The organism is Actinoplanes sp. NPDC051343 (genome assembly GCF_044455125.1).
GTDB lineage: Bacteria > Actinomycetota > Actinomycetes > Mycobacteriales > Micromonosporaceae > Actinoplanes.
In genome coordinates this window covers 528,841-546,248 of record NZ_JBITEL010000002.1, presented here as the reverse complement: position 1 = coordinate 546,248, position 17,408 = coordinate 528,841, and the positions used below count along the sequence as shown (strand labels likewise).

The 17,408-nt window shown below is 72.4% G+C and carries 19 protein-coding genes; 8 read left to right on the top strand and 11 right to left on the bottom strand.

Going from position 1 to position 17,408, the window contains the following annotated elements; all coding sequences use genetic code 11:
• Window position 1 precedes the first annotated feature (1 nt).
• A complete protein-coding gene (locus ACIA5C_RS09475; protein ID WP_396052856.1) occupies window positions 2–367 on the bottom strand; it encodes an ATP-binding protein in 366 nt (121 codons plus the stop codon).
• Here ACIA5C_RS09475 and ACIA5C_RS09470 point away from each other — a divergent pair.
• The gene (locus ACIA5C_RS09470; protein WP_396052855.1) at window positions 347–775 is read left to right on the top strand and encodes an ABC transporter permease; all 429 of its coding nucleotides are present in this window, start codon (window positions 347–349) and stop codon (window positions 773–775) included. The two genes, ACIA5C_RS09475 and ACIA5C_RS09470, sit on opposite strands and share 21 nt — an antisense overlap.
• Window positions 757–1,131 (top strand): hypothetical protein, encoded by a 375-nt coding sequence (locus ACIA5C_RS09465; RefSeq protein WP_396052854.1) that lies wholly within the window; start codon window positions 757–759, stop codon window positions 1,129–1,131. Before ACIA5C_RS09470 ends, ACIA5C_RS09465 begins: the two co-directional genes overlap by 19 nt.
• 4 nt (window positions 1,132–1,135) lie before the next feature.
• Here the strand turns inward: ACIA5C_RS09465 and phoU are convergent, their stop codons facing one another.
• The 5 genes from phoU to ACIA5C_RS09440 all read right to left on the bottom strand — a co-directional run bounded on the left by phoU (window position 1,136) and on the right by ACIA5C_RS09440 (window position 5,647).
• A complete protein-coding gene (gene phoU / locus ACIA5C_RS09460) occupies window positions 1,136–1,786 on the bottom strand; it encodes a phosphate signaling complex protein PhoU (protein WP_396052853.1) in 651 nt (216 codons plus the stop codon).
• Window positions 1,787–1,821: 35 nt separating this feature from the next.
• Window positions 1,822–2,316, bottom strand: a complete 495-nt coding sequence (locus ACIA5C_RS09455) for a flavoprotein (protein WP_396052852.1) — start codon at window positions 2,314–2,316, stop codon at window positions 1,822–1,824.
• A 249-nt stretch (window positions 2,317–2,565) separates the two neighbouring features.
• Entirely contained in the window at window positions 2,566–2,940 is a 375-nt protein-coding gene (locus tag ACIA5C_RS09450; RefSeq protein ID WP_396052851.1) for a DUF5317 family protein, read from the bottom strand.
• A 381-nt stretch (window positions 2,941–3,321) separates the two neighbouring features.
• Window positions 3,322–4,776: a benzaldehyde dehydrogenase gene (locus ACIA5C_RS09445; protein ID WP_396052850.1), complete on the bottom strand. Its 1,455-nt coding sequence runs from the start codon at window positions 4,774–4,776 to the stop codon at window positions 3,322–3,324.
• Window positions 4,777–4,840: 64 nt separating this feature from the next.
• The gene (locus ACIA5C_RS09440) at window positions 4,841–5,647 is read right to left on the bottom strand and encodes an IclR family transcriptional regulator (RefSeq protein WP_396052849.1); all 807 of its coding nucleotides are present in this window, start codon (window positions 5,645–5,647) and stop codon (window positions 4,841–4,843) included.
• Between the two features lie 57 nt (window positions 5,648–5,704).
• On the opposite strand from ACIA5C_RS09440, the gene ACIA5C_RS09435 reads away from it, so the two are divergent.
• Window positions 5,705–7,162: an aldehyde dehydrogenase family protein gene (locus ACIA5C_RS09435; RefSeq protein WP_396052848.1), complete on the top strand. Its 1,458-nt coding sequence runs from the start codon at window positions 5,705–5,707 to the stop codon at window positions 7,160–7,162.
• On the opposite strand, the gene ACIA5C_RS09430 is transcribed toward ACIA5C_RS09435, so the two are convergent.
• The 4 genes from ACIA5C_RS09430 to ACIA5C_RS09415 all read right to left on the bottom strand — a co-directional run bounded on the left by ACIA5C_RS09430 (window position 7,125) and on the right by ACIA5C_RS09415 (window position 10,918).
• Complete coding sequence (locus ACIA5C_RS09430) at window positions 7,125–7,790, bottom strand: class I SAM-dependent methyltransferase (RefSeq protein WP_396052847.1); 666 nt, start codon at window positions 7,788–7,790, stop codon at window positions 7,125–7,127. The genes ACIA5C_RS09435 and ACIA5C_RS09430 overlap by 38 nt on opposite strands.
• Window positions 7,783–8,574: an isocitrate lyase/phosphoenolpyruvate mutase family protein gene (locus ACIA5C_RS09425; RefSeq protein WP_396052846.1), complete on the bottom strand. Its 792-nt coding sequence runs from the start codon at window positions 8,572–8,574 to the stop codon at window positions 7,783–7,785. Before ACIA5C_RS09425 ends, ACIA5C_RS09430 begins: the two co-directional genes overlap by 8 nt.
• Before the next feature lie 11 nt (window positions 8,575–8,585).
• The gene (locus tag ACIA5C_RS09420) at window positions 8,586–9,233 is read right to left on the bottom strand and encodes a hypothetical protein (protein ID WP_396052845.1); all 648 of its coding nucleotides are present in this window, start codon (window positions 9,231–9,233) and stop codon (window positions 8,586–8,588) included.
• 74 nt (window positions 9,234–9,307) lie between these two features.
• Window positions 9,308–10,918, bottom strand: a complete 1,611-nt coding sequence (locus ACIA5C_RS09415) for a glycosyltransferase family 39 protein (RefSeq protein WP_396052844.1) — start codon at window positions 10,916–10,918, stop codon at window positions 9,308–9,310.
• 224 nt (window positions 10,919–11,142) lie between these two features.
• On the opposite strand from ACIA5C_RS09415, the gene ACIA5C_RS09410 reads away from it, so the two are divergent.
• Together ACIA5C_RS09410 and ACIA5C_RS09405 are read left to right on the top strand one after the other, a co-directional pair.
• Window positions 11,143–12,432 carry a cytochrome P450 gene (locus ACIA5C_RS09410; RefSeq protein WP_396052843.1) on the top strand — a complete coding sequence of 430 codons (1,290 nt, stop codon included), beginning with the start codon at window positions 11,143–11,145 and terminating at the stop codon, window positions 12,430–12,432.
• 56 nt (window positions 12,433–12,488) lie between these two features.
• Complete coding sequence (locus ACIA5C_RS09405) at window positions 12,489–13,460, top strand: undecaprenyl-diphosphate phosphatase (RefSeq protein WP_396052842.1); 972 nt, start codon at window positions 12,489–12,491, stop codon at window positions 13,458–13,460.
• Window positions 13,461–13,511: 51 nt separating this feature from the next.
• On the opposite strand, the gene ACIA5C_RS09400 is transcribed toward ACIA5C_RS09405, so the two are convergent.
• The gene (locus ACIA5C_RS09400; RefSeq protein ID WP_396052841.1) at window positions 13,512–14,306 is read right to left on the bottom strand and encodes an SAM-dependent methyltransferase; all 795 of its coding nucleotides are present in this window, start codon (window positions 14,304–14,306) and stop codon (window positions 13,512–13,514) included.
• A gap of 154 nt (window positions 14,307–14,460) precedes the next feature.
• Between ACIA5C_RS09400 and ACIA5C_RS09395 the strand changes: the two genes are divergently transcribed.
• The 3 genes from ACIA5C_RS09395 to ACIA5C_RS09385 all read left to right on the top strand — a co-directional run bounded on the left by ACIA5C_RS09395 (window position 14,461) and on the right by ACIA5C_RS09385 (window position 17,403).
• Window positions 14,461–15,276: an SAM-dependent methyltransferase gene (locus ACIA5C_RS09395; RefSeq protein ID WP_396052840.1), complete on the top strand. Its 816-nt coding sequence runs from the start codon at window positions 14,461–14,463 to the stop codon at window positions 15,274–15,276.
• A gap of 5 nt (window positions 15,277–15,281) precedes the next feature.
• A complete protein-coding gene (locus ACIA5C_RS09390; RefSeq protein ID WP_396052839.1) occupies window positions 15,282–17,036 on the top strand; it encodes a putative bifunctional diguanylate cyclase/phosphodiesterase in 1,755 nt (584 codons plus the stop codon).
• Between the two features lie 64 nt (window positions 17,037–17,100).
• Window positions 17,101–17,403, top strand: coding sequence for a GlsB/YeaQ/YmgE family stress response membrane protein (locus ACIA5C_RS09385; RefSeq protein ID WP_396052838.1), 303 nt, complete (start codon window positions 17,101–17,103; stop codon window positions 17,401–17,403).
• The last annotated feature ends 5 nt before the right edge of the window (window positions 17,404–17,408 follow it).

Below are 17,408 nucleotides of genomic sequence, written 5' to 3'. Positions count from 1 at the left end.
GTCAGCCGCCGCGATGCCCTCGCCGGTGTCGGCGACCTCGACGATCAGCGCGGGGCCGGCGGACCCGGGCGCGCACCTCGACCCGGCCGCTGGCCGGGGTGTGCCGGATCGCGTTGGTCAGCAGGTTGCCGATGATCTGGCGGAATCGCACCGGGTCGACGAACGCGCCGGGTTCGCCCTCGACCGCCATCGAGACGGTCACGGCGGCACCCCGGTGCGCCTCGGTCACCTGGGCCAGCAAGCCGGCGACCGGGTGGCCGGCGCGGTTCAGGGTGAGCGCGTCGGCGTCGGCGTCGGCGTCGTCGGCGGCGGCGGCGGCGGCGAGGTCGGCCAGGTCGTCGACGATGTGCTGGAGCAGGCCGACCATCTCGCGCTGGCGTTGGCCGGGCTCCGCGAACGCCGGATGCGCGCCGCCCTGTCGGCCCTCGGCATCGCGGTCGGTATCGCCACGATGGTCGTGGTCATCGGCATCCCGGCGGCCGGCCAGCGGGCGCTGATGCGCGACCTGGCCCGGTTCGGCACCAACCTGTTGCAGGTCAGCGCCATGCCCGACCAGAAACCGCCGGTGGCCTTCGAGCCGCAGGCGGCCGCGATGGCCGCACGGATGGGCCCGGTCACCGGCACCGCGGCGGTGGCGAACACAAGAAATCCGCGCCGCAGGTGGCGACGTTGCAGTCGTCCGCCCCGTCCGCCCCGCCGGCCGGCTCGCAGGCGCCGGTCATCCGGCCCGACACCACGGCGGAGGAGGCGGCCCGGATGGCGCAACCCTGGATGAAGTGCCTGGGCGACCATGGGATCCCGGTGCGTACCGGCCCGGACGGGCTCCTCGGCATCGACGCGACCGGCACCACGAAGGCCACGAACGGCCGGATCCGGGCCGAGACCGATCCGAAGGTGACGGCAGCCTGCGGGAAACTGAAACCGGTCCTCGCCACCGAACTCGACGAGGACAAGAACCCGTACTGGGCCGACGACAACGACGACTACAACCGGTGCCTGGTCGCACACTGCGAGCCGCTGGTCAAGAAGGACGGCAAGTGGGTGCCCGGCCCCGGCTGGGACGACTGGCCCCCGGACCCGGACATGGAGCTGGCCTGCCAGGCCAAGGCGTTCGACGGCAAGCGCGGCTGAGGTGTCAGGCGGCCTCGGCCGGTCGGCCGCTGGGCAGAAACGCGACCTGCCGGCCGATGTTGACGGCGTGGTCGGCGTAACGCTCGTAGTAACGGCCGAGAAGAGCACCGTCGACGGCGGCCTCGACGCCGACCGGCCACTCGTGGCTGAGCATGACGGCGAACAGGTCACGGTGCAGCTCGTCCATGGCGTCGTCGTCGGCGTCCAGGCCGGCGGCGAGCACCTCGTCCTGGTCGGCGAGCGCGGAGACAATCTTGGCGGCCAGCTCGTCGGCGACGGCGGCCATCGACCGGAACAGCAGGGCCAGTTCGGGGGCGACCGCCGGCTGCGGGTGCCGGCGCAGCGTCGACCGGGCGACGTGCACGGCCAGCTCGCCCATCCGGTCGAGGTCGGCGGCCACCTGCAGCGCCGTCATGACGACGCGCAGGTCGCCGCCCACCGGGCGCCGGCGGGCGACCAGGTCGTAGACCCGGTCCTCGACCACGCGGTAGAGCACGTCGATCTCGGCGTCGCGGACGGTCACACCGTGCGCCAGGTTCTGGTCGGCGGCGAGCAACGCGGCACTGGCCTGGCGCATCGCCTCGCGGACCGCCTTGGCCATGATCACCAGCGAGCTGCGGACCCGGGTGAAGTCGTCCGGGAAAACCTCGCGCATGACCTCTCCCCGCCGTTATTCAATGTCCGGTCATGCTATGTCCTGGCCTGCTTTTCCAGAAGTGCCCGCGCGGCGCCGGGGAGTTCGGCCCAGGAACCGACAACCTCGACACCCCACCGGCGCAGCACGTCAATGCTGGCCGGGAACGCGGGATGCCGCGCAAGATCGGCGTTGACGACCGGCATCGCGATGATCGGGCGGCCCCGGCCGAGTCCCTCGTTGAGCAGGCCGAGCGCGAGGGTGTCGCTCGCGCCGTGCACCATCTTGTTGATCGTGTTGAAGGTGGCGGGCGCGACGACGAACGCGTCGGCGGGCGGAAGGACATCGGGTTCGGCCGGTTGTTTGTACCGCGACCGGACCGGATGCCCGGTGCGGGCTTCGAGGGCCTCCCGATCGAGAAACTTGAGTCCGTCCGGGGTGGCGATCACGCAGACGTCCCAGCCGGCCGCCTGCATCTCGGCGACGAACGGCGGCAGATCGGGGGCGGCGGGGGCGCCGCACGCAACGATGTAGAGAACCGGCTTCGGCATGATCCGAGAATGGCACCGGCCACGCGAGCGCAGGGAGCTTCGCGTGGCCGGAGACCTTTCGGGACCTTTCTACGACATCTGCGACGGGGCGCCGATCGTGATCAGCAGCAGCGTGTCGGTGCCGGTTCGTACGGGGCGCCGATCGTGTAGAGCAGCAGCGCCAGGCTGAGGACGGTCAGGAGCGTCGGGCGGATGAGGCGCATGGGCGGTCGGCCTCCGTATCTGTAGGGTGCGCCGGAGCAGAGCGGGTCAGGCGAGTGCCGGCTCTCGTGGTGCGGCCTTCCGCGTGGCCGGGCGGCCGCGGCGCATCACGAGGACGACCAGGGCAGCCGCGCCCACGGTGATCAGGACGTCGCCGGGACTGGCGACCTTGTGCAGCAGCGGGATGCCGATCGGGGCCAGGCGGGTGCCGGCGTCGGCGGGCATGTTCTTCGGGGTGACGGCGTCGATGTGGTGCAGGCCGGCCGCTTCGGCCGCGCCCGGGCTGTACGGCATGCGGCCGTTGAGCCCGATCGCCAGCGCGTTGAGGCAGGCACCGAGGACGATGACCAGGCCGGCGCCGCGGACGGCGGCCGGCCAGCTGGGCAGATTGAGGCCGAGCCAGGCCAGCACGATCGCGAACACGGCGGCGAGCAGCGGCCGCGCATGATGCCCAGCGAATATTGGGCGAACTGGCGACGCCCCGGGCGGCGGCCCAGCATCCGACAGCCCACCAGCGAACAGCCGCCAGCCGCCAGCCGCCAGCCGTAGCCGCCAGCCGTAGCCGCCAGCCGTAGCCGCCAGCCGCAGCCGCAGCCGCCAGCCGCAGCCGCAGCCGCCAGCCGCAGCCGCCAGCCGCAGCCGCAGCCGCCAGCCGCCAGCCGCCAGCCGTCAGCCGTCAGTAACGATCTGTCCTTAGTAGAGCGACCATGCCACGGAACGCCCGCGCTTTGCCCGGCTGCCAACTCATCAGCGGGGCAAAGCGCGGGCGGAGCGAAGCGGAGCCAGCAAGTTCAGCCAGCAAGCTCAGAACGGATACGTTGCGGCCTGGCCGCGGACGGTGATCCAGCGCGTCTCGGTGAAGGCGTCGATGTTGGCCGCGGCGCCGCCGAAGCGGGAGCCGGTGCCGGAGGCGGCCATGCCGCCGAACGGGGCGTTGGCCTCGTCGTTGACCGTCTGGTCGTTGACGTGCACGATCCCGGTCGGGATGCGGTCGGCCAGGGCCACGCCGCGCATCGCGTCCTGGGTGACGATGCCGAGGGCCAGGCCGTACTCGCTGGCGGTGGCCAGGGCGACCGCCTCGTCGAGGCTGCCGAACTTGGCGACCGGCGCGACCGGGCCGAAGATCTCGCTGGCGAAGGCCGGGGTGTCCGGGGTCGTGTCGGCGATGACCGTCGGCTGGTAGAAGAGCCTGTCGTATTCGCCGCCGGTGACGATGCGGCCGCCACCCGCGGTGACGAGGGAGTGGATTTTGTCGCGCTGGGTGGCGTCGATGACCGGACCGAGCGCTACCTGTTCGCGGGCCGGGTCACCGACCGGGAGCTTGGCCGCCTTGTCGGCCAGGCGCTGCACGAAGTCGTCGTAGATGCGCTCGTGCACCAGGTGGCGGCCGGTCGTCATGCAGATCTGGCCCTGGTGGAAGTAGCTGCCCCAGGCGGCCAGCCCGACGGCCGCGTCGACGTCGGCGTCGTCCAGGACGATCATCGCCGAGTTGCCGCCGAGTTCGAGGTGGGCGCGCTTGAGATGCCGGCCGGCCAGTTCGCCGACCCGCTGGCCGGCCCGTGTCGAACCGGTGAACGAGATGACGCGCACGGCCGGGTCGGCGATGATCGCCTCGCCGACGTCGACGCCGCCGATCAGGGTCTGCAGCAGGCCGTCCGGCAGGCCGGCCTCCTGGAAGATCCGGGCCAGGATGAGGCCGCCGGTCACGGCGGTGCGGGGGTCGGGCTTGAGGAGTACGGCGTTGCCGAGCGCGAGTGCGGGTGCCACCGAGCGGATGCCCAGGATGATCGGCACGTTGAACGGCGAGATCACGCCGACCACGCCGGCCGGGTAGCGCCGGGTCATCGACAGGCGCGGTTGCTCGCTCGGCACGAGTTCGCCGTAGGGCCGGCTGGGCAGCGACGCGGCCTCGTAGCACTCCTGTTCGGCGACGTGCACCGCAAACCCCGCCATTCCCGGCACGGCGCCCACCTCGCGCACGTTCCACCAGGTGATCTCCTCGGCGTGCTCGGTCCACAGGGCGGCGGCCTTGCGAAGGACGGCGGCACGCTGCGTGTGCGGCGTCGCGGCCCACTCACGCTGGGCGATTGCGGCCGTACGCGCGGCGCGCGCCACGTCGTCCGGCGTGGCCAGCGTGATCCGCCCGAGGGCCTCGCCGGTGGCCGGCTCGACCACGTCCGATCCGGCGCCGCGGCCGGGTCCCCAGGCGCCGTCGGAGAAGATCAGGTCGTTCCATCGGGATTCGTCGAGCAGCGCCATGACGGCTCCTTCCGCGGTTTCCGCCGACCGTATGCGCGTGCCTCCCGGTGGACAACCGCGTGTTTCAGCTGTTCGAACGGCGGTATCCCAGCTGGGACGAAATGTCGTCGGCGGCGCGGCGGAGCGGGCGCTCGAGGCGGTTCACCACCGACTCGACCGACATCGTCCAGGTCGTCAGCTGGACCGCGACGTTGATCGCGGCGACCACGTGGCCCTCGCGGTCGCGGATCGGGGCGGCGATCGACCGCAGCCCCGGTGCGAGTTCCTCGTCGTTGACCGCGATGCCGGCCTGCCTCACCTTGGCCAGGGCGGACACGAGCTGCTCGCGTACGGTAATGGTCTTGGGACCTCGCCGCGCGAGGTCCATCCGGTCGAGCAGGGGCCGTAGGGCGACGGGGTCGCGGTGGGCGAGCAGCACCTTGCCCATCGAGGTGCAGTAGGCCGGCAGCCGCGACCCGACGTGCAGGTTGAGGTCGACCACCAGGCCGGCCGCCCGCCGGCTGCGGCGCCGCTCGACATAGACGATGTCCGGCCCGTCGAGCACCGCCATGCTGGCCGCGCACCCGGTCTCGTCGGAGAGCGTCTGCAGGTGGCCGGCCGCTACCCCGGTCAGCTCGAGGGAGCCGATCGCGGCGAACCCGAGGTCGGCCACCTTGGGGCCGAGCGAGTATTTGCGGGTGTCCGGATCCTGTTGCAGGAAGCCGAGTTTCGCCATCGTCGCGACGTAGCGGTGGGTGGTGCTGCGGTTGAGCCCGACCGCGCGGGACAGGTCGGCGATGCCGAGCACCGGGCCGCGGGCGGCGAACTCCGACAGGATGGTCAGCCCCCGCTCGAGGGACTGCGAGAACCCTGCGCCCGATGCCTCGGTCATGGCGTTGGACTGTATCAGTGGCTGTTCCGGCTACCGGAACATTGTTAGGCTGCCGCGGTGACACAGACGGCCGACCTGTTCATCGGCGGGTCGTGGGTTCCGGCCGTGAGCGGGCGGCGCTTCGACGACTTCGACCCGTGGGACCGGTCGGTGTTCGCGTCGGTCGCGTCCGGCGACGCCGAAGACGCCCGGCTGGCGGTCGAGGCGGCCCAGGCCGCGTTCCCGGTGTGGTCGTCGTGGTCGCCCTCCTCCCGCCAGCAGGTCTTTCTGCGGGCCGCCCACCTACTGGCCGCCCGCGCGGCCGCGGTGGTCGATCTGCTCGCCGCCGAGACCGGCTGCGGCGTCGTCTTCGCGCGGATACAGATCGACTTCTGCCTCGCCCTGCTGCGGCAGGCGGCCGCTCTTCCGTACGCGTCGCCCGGCCATCTGGTGCCCTCCGACATCGCGGGGACACAGGCGCTTGCGGTCCGCCGGCCGGTCGGGGTGGTGGCCGCGATCGCGCCGTGGAATGCGGCGCTGGTGCTGGCCGGGCGGGCCGTCGTCGGGCCGCTGGCGCTGGGCAACACCGTCGTTCTGAAGCCGTCCGAGGAGTCGCCGCTGACCGGCGGCACCTTCTGGGCGTCGCTGCTCGCCGAGGCGGGGCTTCCCGACGGCGCGCTGAACGTCGTCACCCACGCGCCGGGGGAGGCCTCGATGGTCGCGTCCGAGCTGGTCTCGCATCCGCTGGTGCGGCGGGTCAGCTTCACCGGCTCGACCGGGACCGGACGACGGCTGGCCGAGTCGGCGGCGCGGCATCTGAAACGGTCGGTCCTCCAGCTGAGCGGCTCGAACCCGCTGCTCGTGCTGTCGGATGCCTCGTTGCCGCTCGCCGTCACCGCGGCGACCTTCGGCGCTTTCGTGCACCAGGGCGAGGTGTGCATGTGCGTCCGGCGGATCATCGTCGACCGCTCGGTGGCATCGTCGTTCATCTCCGGATTCGTCGACCGGGTCGCCGGCCTCCCGGTCGGCGACCCCCGCGACCCGGCGACCGTGGTCGGGCCGCTGATCAACGAGTGGGCGCACGCGCTGATCTCGCGGCGGGTGTCGGAAGCGGTGTCGCTCGGCGCCACGGTGCTGACCGGCGGCTCCGCGGTCGGCCCCTGCTACCGGCCGACCGTGCTCACCGACGTACCGCCGGCGGCCGAGATCGCCTTCGAGGAGACGTTCGGCCCGGTCGCGCTGATCGAGGTGGTGGACGGGCCGGACGAGGCGGTCGCCCGGGCCAACGCGTCCCGCTTCGGGCTGACGGCCGGCATCATCTCGGCCGACGTCTACCGCAGCCTGGGCCTGGCCCAGCAGTTGTCGGCCGGCATCGTGCACGTCAACGACCAGACCGTCAACGACGAGCCGCAGATGCCGTTCGGCGGGCTGAAGGACAGCGGCTGGGGGCGGTTCGGGCTGGGATTCACGGCCGAGGAGTTCACCGACCAGCAGTGGATCACCCTGCGGGACAGCCCCCGGTCGTACCCGTTCTGAGCTCTGCCTCACCGTAGATCCACGGCCAGTCGGCGTCGTCGCGGCGGGTGGCGCAGGTCCAGCCCAGGCGGTCGAGGTCGCGCTTCAGCCGGGCCGGGTCGATGAACGTCTTGACGATGTGGAAGGTGGTGCCGTCGGTGAGGCGCCGCTCGACCGTCTCGTCGCGTACGTACGACTCCTTGGCCTCCTCCCCGGCCGGCTCGTCGACGAACAGGACCCGGGTCGTCCAGCGGGCCAGCCGCCCCCAGAAGTCGTCGAACCGGCGGGCCGGCACATGCGACAGCCAGGCCGAGAAGAAGATCGTGTCGAACCGGGCCGCCGGTTCCCAGGCGAAGACGTCGGCGACCTCGAAGGTGACGTTGGCGGCGGTCGTCCGGCGGCGGGCGATCTCCAGCGCCTCGGGGGCGGCATCGACCGCCAGCACCTCGTCCGCGTGCTCGGCGAGGGCCGACGTCCACATGCCGGTGCCGCAGGCGATCTCGAGGACGCGGCCGGTCGGCCGCATGGCCCGGGCCAGCTCACCGATCCGCCGCCGGGCGGCGTCGACGTCACCGTACGAGGTGGCGTCGTACTCGGGAGCACGCCGCCGGTAGTAGGCGACCTGCTCGGCGAGCTCAGGATCAGTCATCGGCGGGGAACGCGGCGTCGCGCACCGCGCGGGGCAGGGCGCGGTCGAGATAGGTGCTGGTGCCCTGGTCGCGCAGTTCGGTGGCGGCGTCGACCAGCGCGCCGTACGCCGCCCAGGCCAGGCTGCCACCGGTCGAGACGCGCCGGACGCCGGCCCCGGCCAGCTCGGGCACGCTCGGCCCGTTCCGCAGCGCGAGCACGTTGACCGGGGCGCCGGTCTCGCGGACCACCTTCGCGATGTCGCCGAGGTCGCTCAACCCGGGCGCGTAGAGGCAGGTGGCTCCGGCCTCCCGGTACGCGATCAGCCGCGCGATCGTGTCGTCCAGCCCGCCCGCGTCGTACAGATGGTTCTCGGCCCGCCCGGTCAGCACCACACCGTGCCGGTCGCACTCGGCGGCCGCGGCGGCGATCCGCTCGGCGGCCACCCCGGCCGGGTAGACGGCCTGCGCATCCGGGTCGTAGTCCTCGATCGACACCCCGGCGGCGCCGGCCTCGATCAGCATGCGGACGGTCGTGGCGACCCCGGCGGCGCCGGTGGCGTAGCCCCGCTCGGCGTCCACCGACACCGGAATGCTCACGGCGGCGGTCAGGCTCGCGACGTGCCGTACGAGCTCGTCGCGGCTGACGTGCTGATCGCCGCGGCCGAGGGTCGCGGCGAACCCGGAGCTGGTCGTGGCCAGAGCCGCGAACCCGAGGTGCTCCAGCAGCCGCGCCGACGGGATGTCCCACGGGTTCGGGATCACGAAGGTGCCGGACTCGTGCAGCGTACGGAAGGCTTCGCTCACGACGGCAGAGCCTATCGTGCCTGCTCGGGCCGGAGGTGTTCGCCGGGGAGATTCAACCAGCGGCGGTGGAGCTGTTCGTAGTGGAGCGGGTCGACGGACGCCGGGTCGTCGAGCAGGGTCACCAGGCGGGCACCGTTGGACAGGACGCGGGTGCGGGCGGCGACCTCCGGCAGCGGCGGCGCGGAGGGGTGGATGGACGGCCCGGCGTAGGTCAGCCAGCCGAGTTCGGCCGGCCAGTTGCCCGCGGTCGGGTGGGTGGCGTCGTGGAGGTCCCAGACCTGTTCGGACGACCACTCGTCGAGGACCCGGCCGAGCCGGGCGTCCAGGAACCGGGCCACGTCGAGCCACAGGGCGGTCAGCCGGCCGTGCGGGCCGAACGTGGGCATCGACCAGGACAGCCGCCCGTCTTTCAGGCGGACGAACACGTCGTCGTTGTTCTTCGTCCACCACTGGCTGGCCGCGCCGGCGGCCATCGCGGCCATGGCCGCGTCGAAGTCGCCGACCGTGACCTGGTCGCCCTCGTCGTCGATGATCGTGATCAGGCCGTCGTAGCGCCGCGGCCGCAGGTCGTGCTGGGCGGCGAGCTGGTAGGTGCGGCGCAGTGCCGTCTCCGGCCGGGCCGCGGGTACCTCCAGCTCCCACCACCAGTCGGATCCCACCGGTCAGCTCACCTCGAAACTGAGCTGAGCGCATGGTTCGCGGAACCCGAGCGCCCGGGCGAGATCAGGAGTCGTCATCGGTCGTCACGAACGTAGAGGGCGAGGGTCGCGTTGCGGGGGAACCAGATCCGGTCGAGGCGGAAGTGGCCCTCGAACAGGGTGCGAAGGTCCGTGCGTACGGTCAAAGGGTTTTGGTGGTGGCCGTAGAGCAGCAGCCAGAGCCGCGGGGTGTGGCCCAGACGGGCCGCGGTCGGCGGCAGTTCGATGGCGTGCAACTCGCCGGCCGACGCCGCGGTGCGGGCCAGCAGCAGGTCGGCGGGGCCGTGCGGCAGGTACGACCCGAGGCCGGGGCGCATCGTGCGGCTGTTCGGTGTGTAGATGACGCCGTCGCCGGGCTGCTGGTCGTGACCGACGATGGCGGCGGCCGTGCGGTAGTCGCTGCCGGCTTTGGCGTGCGGGCTGCGGACGGCGCGCTGTGCGGGATAGACGGCGCAGGCGATCAGGGCGAGGACGACGCCGGTCCGGGCCACGAGACCACGCTGCCGGGCCGGTGGAGGGGCCGCGGCAACGGAGGGCTGGGCGGCTCGGGCGGGCGGGGCGGCCCGGGCGGGCGGGGCGGACCGGGCCGGGGCGCCGACGAGAACCGGCGTGGGCGCCTCGGCCGGGCGCGTCACCGGAAGCCGGACCACGGCCGGCCGGGGTGCGACGAACAGCACGTCGTGCAGCCCGGCCGCCGCCAGCAAGGCGAGAGGAGCCAGCACGACCAGCAGGTAGCGCGGCACCCAGTACGGCGCTACCAGCCACGACACCAGGCCCACGGTGACGACCGGCCCGAGGATCAGCGCGGCGAGCGTGGCTCGATGCGGCACCGGCCGGCACAACCCGATGACCGCGAGTCCGAGCAGCAGCCACCCCGCGGCCACCGAGCCGACGACGTCACCCGGGAACTTCCACAGCACCCCGGTCGTCAGCGGCGGCACCCAGGAGAGCTGCGCACCCCGCTGATGTGCCCCGAACCAGAACAGCGGGCCGAGGGCCAGGAACGCCGGTCCCGCGGACGCGGCCCATCTGATGACCGTACGGCGTGAGCCGCGCCGCCACATCACCACCGCGTGGGCCGCCAGCGTGGTCAGGGCGATCAGATGCGACAGCCCCACGAACACCACCGCGAGCCCGTAGAAGACCCACCGTCCGGGCACCGGCCGGTCGAGCGCGCGTTCGAGCAGGAACAGCGCGAGCAGTGCGAAGAAGCAGGCGAACGCGTAGGGCCGGGCCTCGGCCGCATATCGGGTCGTGCCGGGTAGCAGGCAGAACAGCACCCCGGCCAGCGCGCCGGTCGCCGGTCCGAAACAGCGCCGCCCGAGCGCGCCGACCACGGCGGCCGCCCCGGCCATCGCCACGATCGACGGCAGCCGCAGCGACACCGGACTGCTGCCGGCGAGCGACGTCCAGAAGTGGGCGAGGAAGTAGTAGGGTCCGAACACGCCGTCCACATGCTGGACGAGGTGCCAGATCTGCGCAGGTGTGCGGCGCGCCACATCGGCGGTCGCGATCTCGTCCCAGCTGAGGACCGGCCGGCCGGCCCCGATCAACCCGAGCGCAAGCATGAGCAGCCCCGGCCCCGCGGCCGGGAGCAGCCGGACGACCTGCTGGCGGCTCATGCGGGCCATCTCATCAGCCCGCATGTGAAAGTACGGTGAGGATCCACCGAGCCACTGTCGGTCAGCGTCACGACGGAACGACCTCCGTTATGTGCGACTGTGCTGAGAAAAGGCTGAAGAGACCTCCGTCGAAACAGAGGCGCGGGAGGCTCACAAATGGGGGACGTGTCTTCGCTCGCGGAGGCCGTCGTGTGATCATGCTTCGACCGCGCGGGCCGACCGCGCCGGACGCTGGGAAGGGGAGCCACGTGAGCGTCGCCTCGCTGGTCTCGTCGGTACGGTCGCGGCTGCTGGGGTTCGTGGCCCGCCGGTACGCCGGTGGCTCGTCCGGCATGTCGTTCGGCGGCAACCTGTCGATGCTGCCGGAGAGTGTGCTGTTCCCGCTGTTCCGGGACGGCCTCGACCCGAGCGCCAAGGTGAACGAGCTGCGCGAGCGGGAGCCGGTCAGCCGCCTGTCGCTGCCGTTGGGCATCCGGGCCTGGCTGGTCACCGGCTACGAGCCGGTCCGCGCGGTGCTCGGCAGCGTGGACGGTTTCAGCAACGACTTCGGGAAGCTGGCCGGCCGCATCGGCGTCGACGCCGGAGCCACCCCGGGCGGGCTCGGGTTCGCCGACCCGCCGGTGCACACCCGGCTGCGGCGGCTGCTGACGCCCGAGTTCACCATGCGGCGGCTGGCCCGCCTGCAACCGCGGATCACCACGATCGTGAACGACCGGCTCGACGCGATGGCGGCCATGGAGGGAGCGGTCGACCTGTGGCAGGAGTTCGCCCTGCCGATCCCGGCGCTGGCGATCTGCGAGCTGCTCGGCGTCCCCTACTCCGACCGCGACTACTTCCAGAAGCTCAGCACGTCCCGGTTCGACCTCGACGACGGGGCGCACGCGTCGCTCGACGCGATGACCGAGTCGCTCGACTACCTCGGCGGGCTGATCACCAAGGAGCGCAAGGACCCGGGCGACGGCCTGCTCGGCTCGATCATCCGGGCCGAGGGCGACAACATCGACGACCGCGAGCTGGCCGGCCTGGCCGACGGCGTACTGACCGGCGGGCTCGAGACCAGTGCCAGCATGCTCGCGCTGGGCTCGCTGGTTTTGATGAACCAGCCGCACCTGGCCGACCCGCTGCGGGCCGGGGAGCCGGCCGACGACCTGGTCGAGGAGCTGCTGCGCTACCTGACCGTGGTGCAGGTGGCCTTCCCGCGGTTCGCGGTGCGCGACCTCGAGGTGGCCGGGGTGCCGATCAAGGCCGGTGACGTCGTCATGTGCTCGCTCAGCGCCGCCGACCGCGACAGCGTGCTCGGCCCCGGCATGGACCAGATCGACGCCGGCCGCGGGACGACGAAGTCGCATCTGGCCTTCGGGTACGGGTTCCACCGCTGCGTCGGTGCCGAGCTGGCCCGGATGGAGCTGCGGATCGCCTACCCGGCCCTCGTGCGGCGGTTCCCGGGGATGAAACTGGCCGCCGATCCGGCGAAACTCGCGATGCGGCGGGCCTCGATCGTGTTCGGCCTGGAAGGTTTGCCCGTGCTCCTGGAGTGACTGAACGGACCACCCGCGTACCGAAAAAAGCGTGACCGAACCGGAGAGAAGTGCCCATGGCCGTGCCGTCCCTGACCTACCCGGAAGCGATCTTCATCGGTCTGCTGCAGGGCGTGACCGAACTCTTCCCGGTGTCGAGCCTCGGTCACAGCGTGCTGATCCCGGCGATCATCGGCGGAAGCTGGGCCCGGGACCTCAGCATGACCGCCGACGAGTCGCCCTACCTGGCGTTCGTCGTCGCCGTGCACGTCGCGACGGCGATCTCGCTGGTGATCTTCTTCCGCAACGACTGGGTACGCATCGTCAAAGGCCTGTTCAGTTCGCTCCGTGACCGTACGATCTCGACGCCCGACCAGCGCCTGGCCTGGCTGCTGATCGCGGCGACGATACCGGTCGGCATCGCGGGCGTGCTGCTCGATCATGCGCTGCGAGCGGCCCTGGGCAAGCCCGGGCCGGCCGCGGTGTTCCTGATCCTGAACGGCATCATGCTGGCCACGGTGGAACGCATCAAGAAGAAGTCGGCGGTCCACGACGAGGTTCCGGTGATCGCCGAGACGCCGGGCGGCGGCCGGGTCTACCAGTCGGCGGCCGCCCGCGGCGGCGTCTCGGCCTCCCACGGCGGCGACGTCGAGTCCGACAACCGCCTCGCCTCGCAGAGCTGGGGCCAGGCGATCCTGATCGGCGCGGCGCAGATCCTGGCGCTCTTCCCGGGCATCAGCCGTTCCGGCGCGACGATCGGCGCAGGCCTGCTGAAGGGCCTGTCCCACGAGGACGCGGCGCGGTTCGCGTTCCTCCTCGCGACCCCGGTGATCCTGGCGGCCGGCGTGCTGAAACTGCCGTCGCTGGCCGGCCCGGCGGGCCACGGCATCCTCGGCCCGGTGCTGGCGGGCAGCGTGGTCGCAGCGATCGCGGCCTACGTCTCGCTGCGCTTCCTCACGAAATACTTCGAGACCCGCACCCTCAACCCCTTCGCGATCTACTGCGTGGTCGCCGGGATTGCCGCGCTCATCTGGACCGCGGTCGCCTGATTCCGGTACGCGGGCCCGGGCGCTCGTACAGCAGCCCGGGCCGGACGGTGATCAGCGTTTGAAGGCGACCCCGCCGTACATCGCGACGTCCTTGTCCTCGATGCCGGCGTCCTCGCCCGCGGGCCGCCACCGGTGCACCAGGACGACGCCCGGTTCGACCCGCGGCAGGTCGCCGAACAGCGCCTCGACCTCGCCCAGCGAGCGCGGCCGCACCGGCACCCCGCTGCGGTTGTAGGTCTGCACGGTGTGGTCGCCGCCCCGCTCGTCGTTCTCGGTCGTCACGGCCGCGATCGCGAGCGCGCTGCCGGGCACCAGCGGGGCCATCACCCGCGAGACGATGTCGCGGGCGATGTCGTCGTCGACGATGTGCTGCAGCACCGCGATCAGCGTGACCGCCACCGGCTGCGCGAGGTCGAAGCCGTCCCTGATCGGCAGGGCGGAGAAGATCGCCTCGGGTTCGCGCAGGTCGGCGTCGAGGTAGGACACGGTGCCGGTGCCGACCGGGATGAGCAGCGCGCGGGCGTGCACGAGCACCAGCGGGTCGTTGTCGACGTACACGACCTTGGCCTCGGGCGCCTCGCCCTGGACCACCTCGTGCAAGTTGGGGTGGGTCGGCAGCCCGGTGCCGACGTCGAGGAACTGCCGGATGCCCTGACGGGCCATGAACCGTGCCGCTTTGACCATGAACCGGCGGTTGGCCCGCATCGAGACGCGCAGCGACGGCATGCCCTCGAGCATCTTCTCCGCGGCCACCCGGTCGGCCTCGAAGTTGTCCTTGCCGCCGAGCACGTAGTCGTAGATGCGCGCGGAGTGCGGAACGTCCGGGCGGAGCTCAGGCGGCGTCATCGGCCTCTCCTCTTGGTGAAGCTCCCCACCATGTCAGACGGGTACGCCGCTGAGCCAGCACCCGACCGGGCGAGAACGCTCCCAGTTGGACACTGCGTCCGGCTGGTGCATCCTAGAGCTTCAATCGCTGGGCGGCGGGGATCGGGGTGGAGCGGTGACCGACTCGTACGACTGGGTGCCGGACGGGGTCGACGTCACGGTTCCCGACGCGTCCCGGGTCTACGACTACGCCCTCGGTGGCCTGCACAACTTCGAGGTCGACCGCGATTTCTGGCAGCGCACCGAGGCCGCCTTCCCCTCCGCCGGGCTGGTCGCCCGCGCCAACCGGGCCTTCCTCGGCCGGGCGGTCCGCTGGTTGTCGGCCCGCGGCGTACGCCAGTTCCTCGACATCGGCTCCGGCATCCCGACCCTCGGCAACGTGCACGAGGTCGCCCAGGAGGCCGACCCCAGCGCCCGGGTGGTCTACGTCGACATCGACCAGATCGCGGTCGAGCAGAGCCGCAGCCTGCTGGCCGGCAATTCCTACGCCCGGGTGATCCAGGGCGACCTGCGCGACCCGGAGAGCCTCCTCACCCACCCCGAAGTGCTCGACCTGCTCGACTTCTCCCGGCCGGTGGCCGTGCTGACCGTGGCGGTGCTGCACTTCGTGCCCGACTCGGCTGCACCGGGCGCGATCGTCGAGCGGCTCGGCAAGGCGCTGGTGCCCGGCAGCTACCTGGTGCTCTCGCACCTCGGCCCGGAGAAGTCGGCGCAGGGCCGGGCCGCCCAGGAGACGGCCCGCAAGCTGTACGAACGGACGCCGACCCCGGTCGTGATCCGCGACCCGGACGAGATCGCCGAGATCGTCGGCGACGAGTTCGAGATCGTCGAGCCGGGCGTCGTCGCCGCCACCGACTGGCAGCCCGACCCCGACGAGGCGGGCGACCCACCACAGCCGACGGCTCTGGTGGCGGTGGCCCGTAAGAGGTGAGCGGGGTGGAGGACACGGTGCGGCGGCAGATCACCGACGACGGCCTGGCGGCGCTGGCCGAGGACTGGTTGCGCGGCGTGGTCGAGGCCGGGTTCGTTCCTGGTGTGCGCGCCCGTGCCCGGGCCGCCCTGCACGACCTGCTCGACGAGTTCGTGGCGGCGGTCCGCGGCGAGCCGTTCGACCCGGCGCTGGGCTACCGCATCGGTGTCGAGCTGGTCGATCTGCGCATGGCCGCGCCGCAGGTGGCCGGCGTGACCGTGCGCTTGTTCGCCGGCCGGCTTCCCGCCCTCCTCGGTGACGGCGGGCCGCGTCCCCGGCCGGCACCCGGCGACGACGTCCCCGAGCGCATACTCCGGCTGCTCGACCGGCTGGTCACCGGCTTCACGACCGCGCAGCGGGCAGCGGCGGTGAGCGCGGCCGAGCAGATGAACCGGTCGGAAAAGATCCACTGGCGGCGCGTGCAGACCGACCTGCAACAGCGCCTGCAGGACGCGCTGCTGCACGAGGTCCAGACCGGCCTGCCCAACCGGCAGTACCTGCGCAAGGACCTGGGCGAGCGGATCGCCGTGGCCGCACCGGGCGACCGGCTCGGCATGTGCCTGCTCAGCGTGGACGGCGTGGCCGAGCTGACCGACGCGCTCGGCCGCGACAACGGCGACCGCCTGCTGGCCGACGTCGCCTGGCGGCTGCGGCAGGTCGCCGCGGCCGGCGGCTACTTCCTGGCCCACCTCGGCGACGACGAGTTCGCTCTGGTGGTGGCCGGTGAGGGCGGCCCCGACGAGGTGGTGAAGGCGGCGGCCTCGGCCCGGGTCGCGCTCAGTCCGGCGTTCCCGATCGACGGCTACTCGTTCTCGGTCGGCGTGACCGCGGGCGTGGTGGAAAACCCGCTCGCCGGCACCCATCCCGACGGCTGGCTGCGCGACGCCCACCTGGCCCTGGACTGGGCCCGCCAGGACCGGCGCGAGCACGCCGTCTTCGAGGCGGTCCGCGCCGAGGCCGACCGCAGCCGCCACCGGCTGGCCGCCGCGATGCCGGCCGCTCTGGCCAAGGGCGAGTTCGTGCCCTACTACCAGCCGCTCTACCGGCTGTCCGACCACACGGTCGCCGGCGTCGAGGCGCTGGCGCGGTGGCAGCGGCCCGACGGCCTCCCCGCCCTCAACCCCCAGCAGTTCATCGACCTCGCCGAGCGTACGGGCCTGATCCGGCCGTTGGGCCGGTCGCTGCTCGAGCAGGCCTGCCGGCAGGGCGCCGCCTGGCGCCGGCAGGGCCACGACCTGCTGATCAGCGTCAATCTGTCGCCGCTGCAGCTGGGCGAGCCCGGGCTGGCCGCCGAGGTCGCCGACATCCTGCACCGCACCGGCCTGCCCGCCCACCGGCTCCAGCTCGAGATCACCGAGAGCGCGGCCGTCGGCGAGCACCGCGACCGCCTGCGCGAACTGGCCGCCCTCGGCCTGCGCCTGGCGGTCGACGACTTCGGCACCGGGTACGCCAGCCTGGCCGTCCTCTCCCGGCTCCCGGTGACCGGCCTCAAGGTCGCCGGTGACCTGGTCGCCGACCTGGACACCTCGTCGGCGGCCGCGGCCGACATCCTCCGGCACACGATCGAGCTCTGCCACGACCTCGGCATCGAGGTCACCGCGGAGGGTCTGGAGACCGAGGCCCGCGAGCGGCGGGTCAGCGATCTCGGCTGCGACCTCGGCCAGGGCTACCTGTTCGCCCGGCCGGCCCCGCCCGAGGAGATCACCGCACGCCTGGGGTGATCGTCCCCGCCTTGCGGGGGCAGTGCATCATCGTCCTACGTCCACCGGCGAGAGGAACCCATCGGTGCATGCGCAGGACTACCTGGCGGCGATCGTCTTCGGCCTGGTCATCGGCGTGGTGGCCCGCCTCGTCCTGCCCGGCCGGCAAAACATCGGCCTGGTCGTGACCGTGATCATCGGCATGCTGGCCGCGGTGGCCGGCACCTGGGTGGCCGACCACTACGACATCCACAGCAGCCACCTGTTCACCGTGGCGAGCCACCGCTACGACTGGGCGGTCGTCGGCGTGCAGGTCGGCATCGCCGTGGTCGGCGTGGCCGTCGCCGCGATGCTGGCAAGGGCCTTCACCACCGACCGCGACCGCTAGCGGCC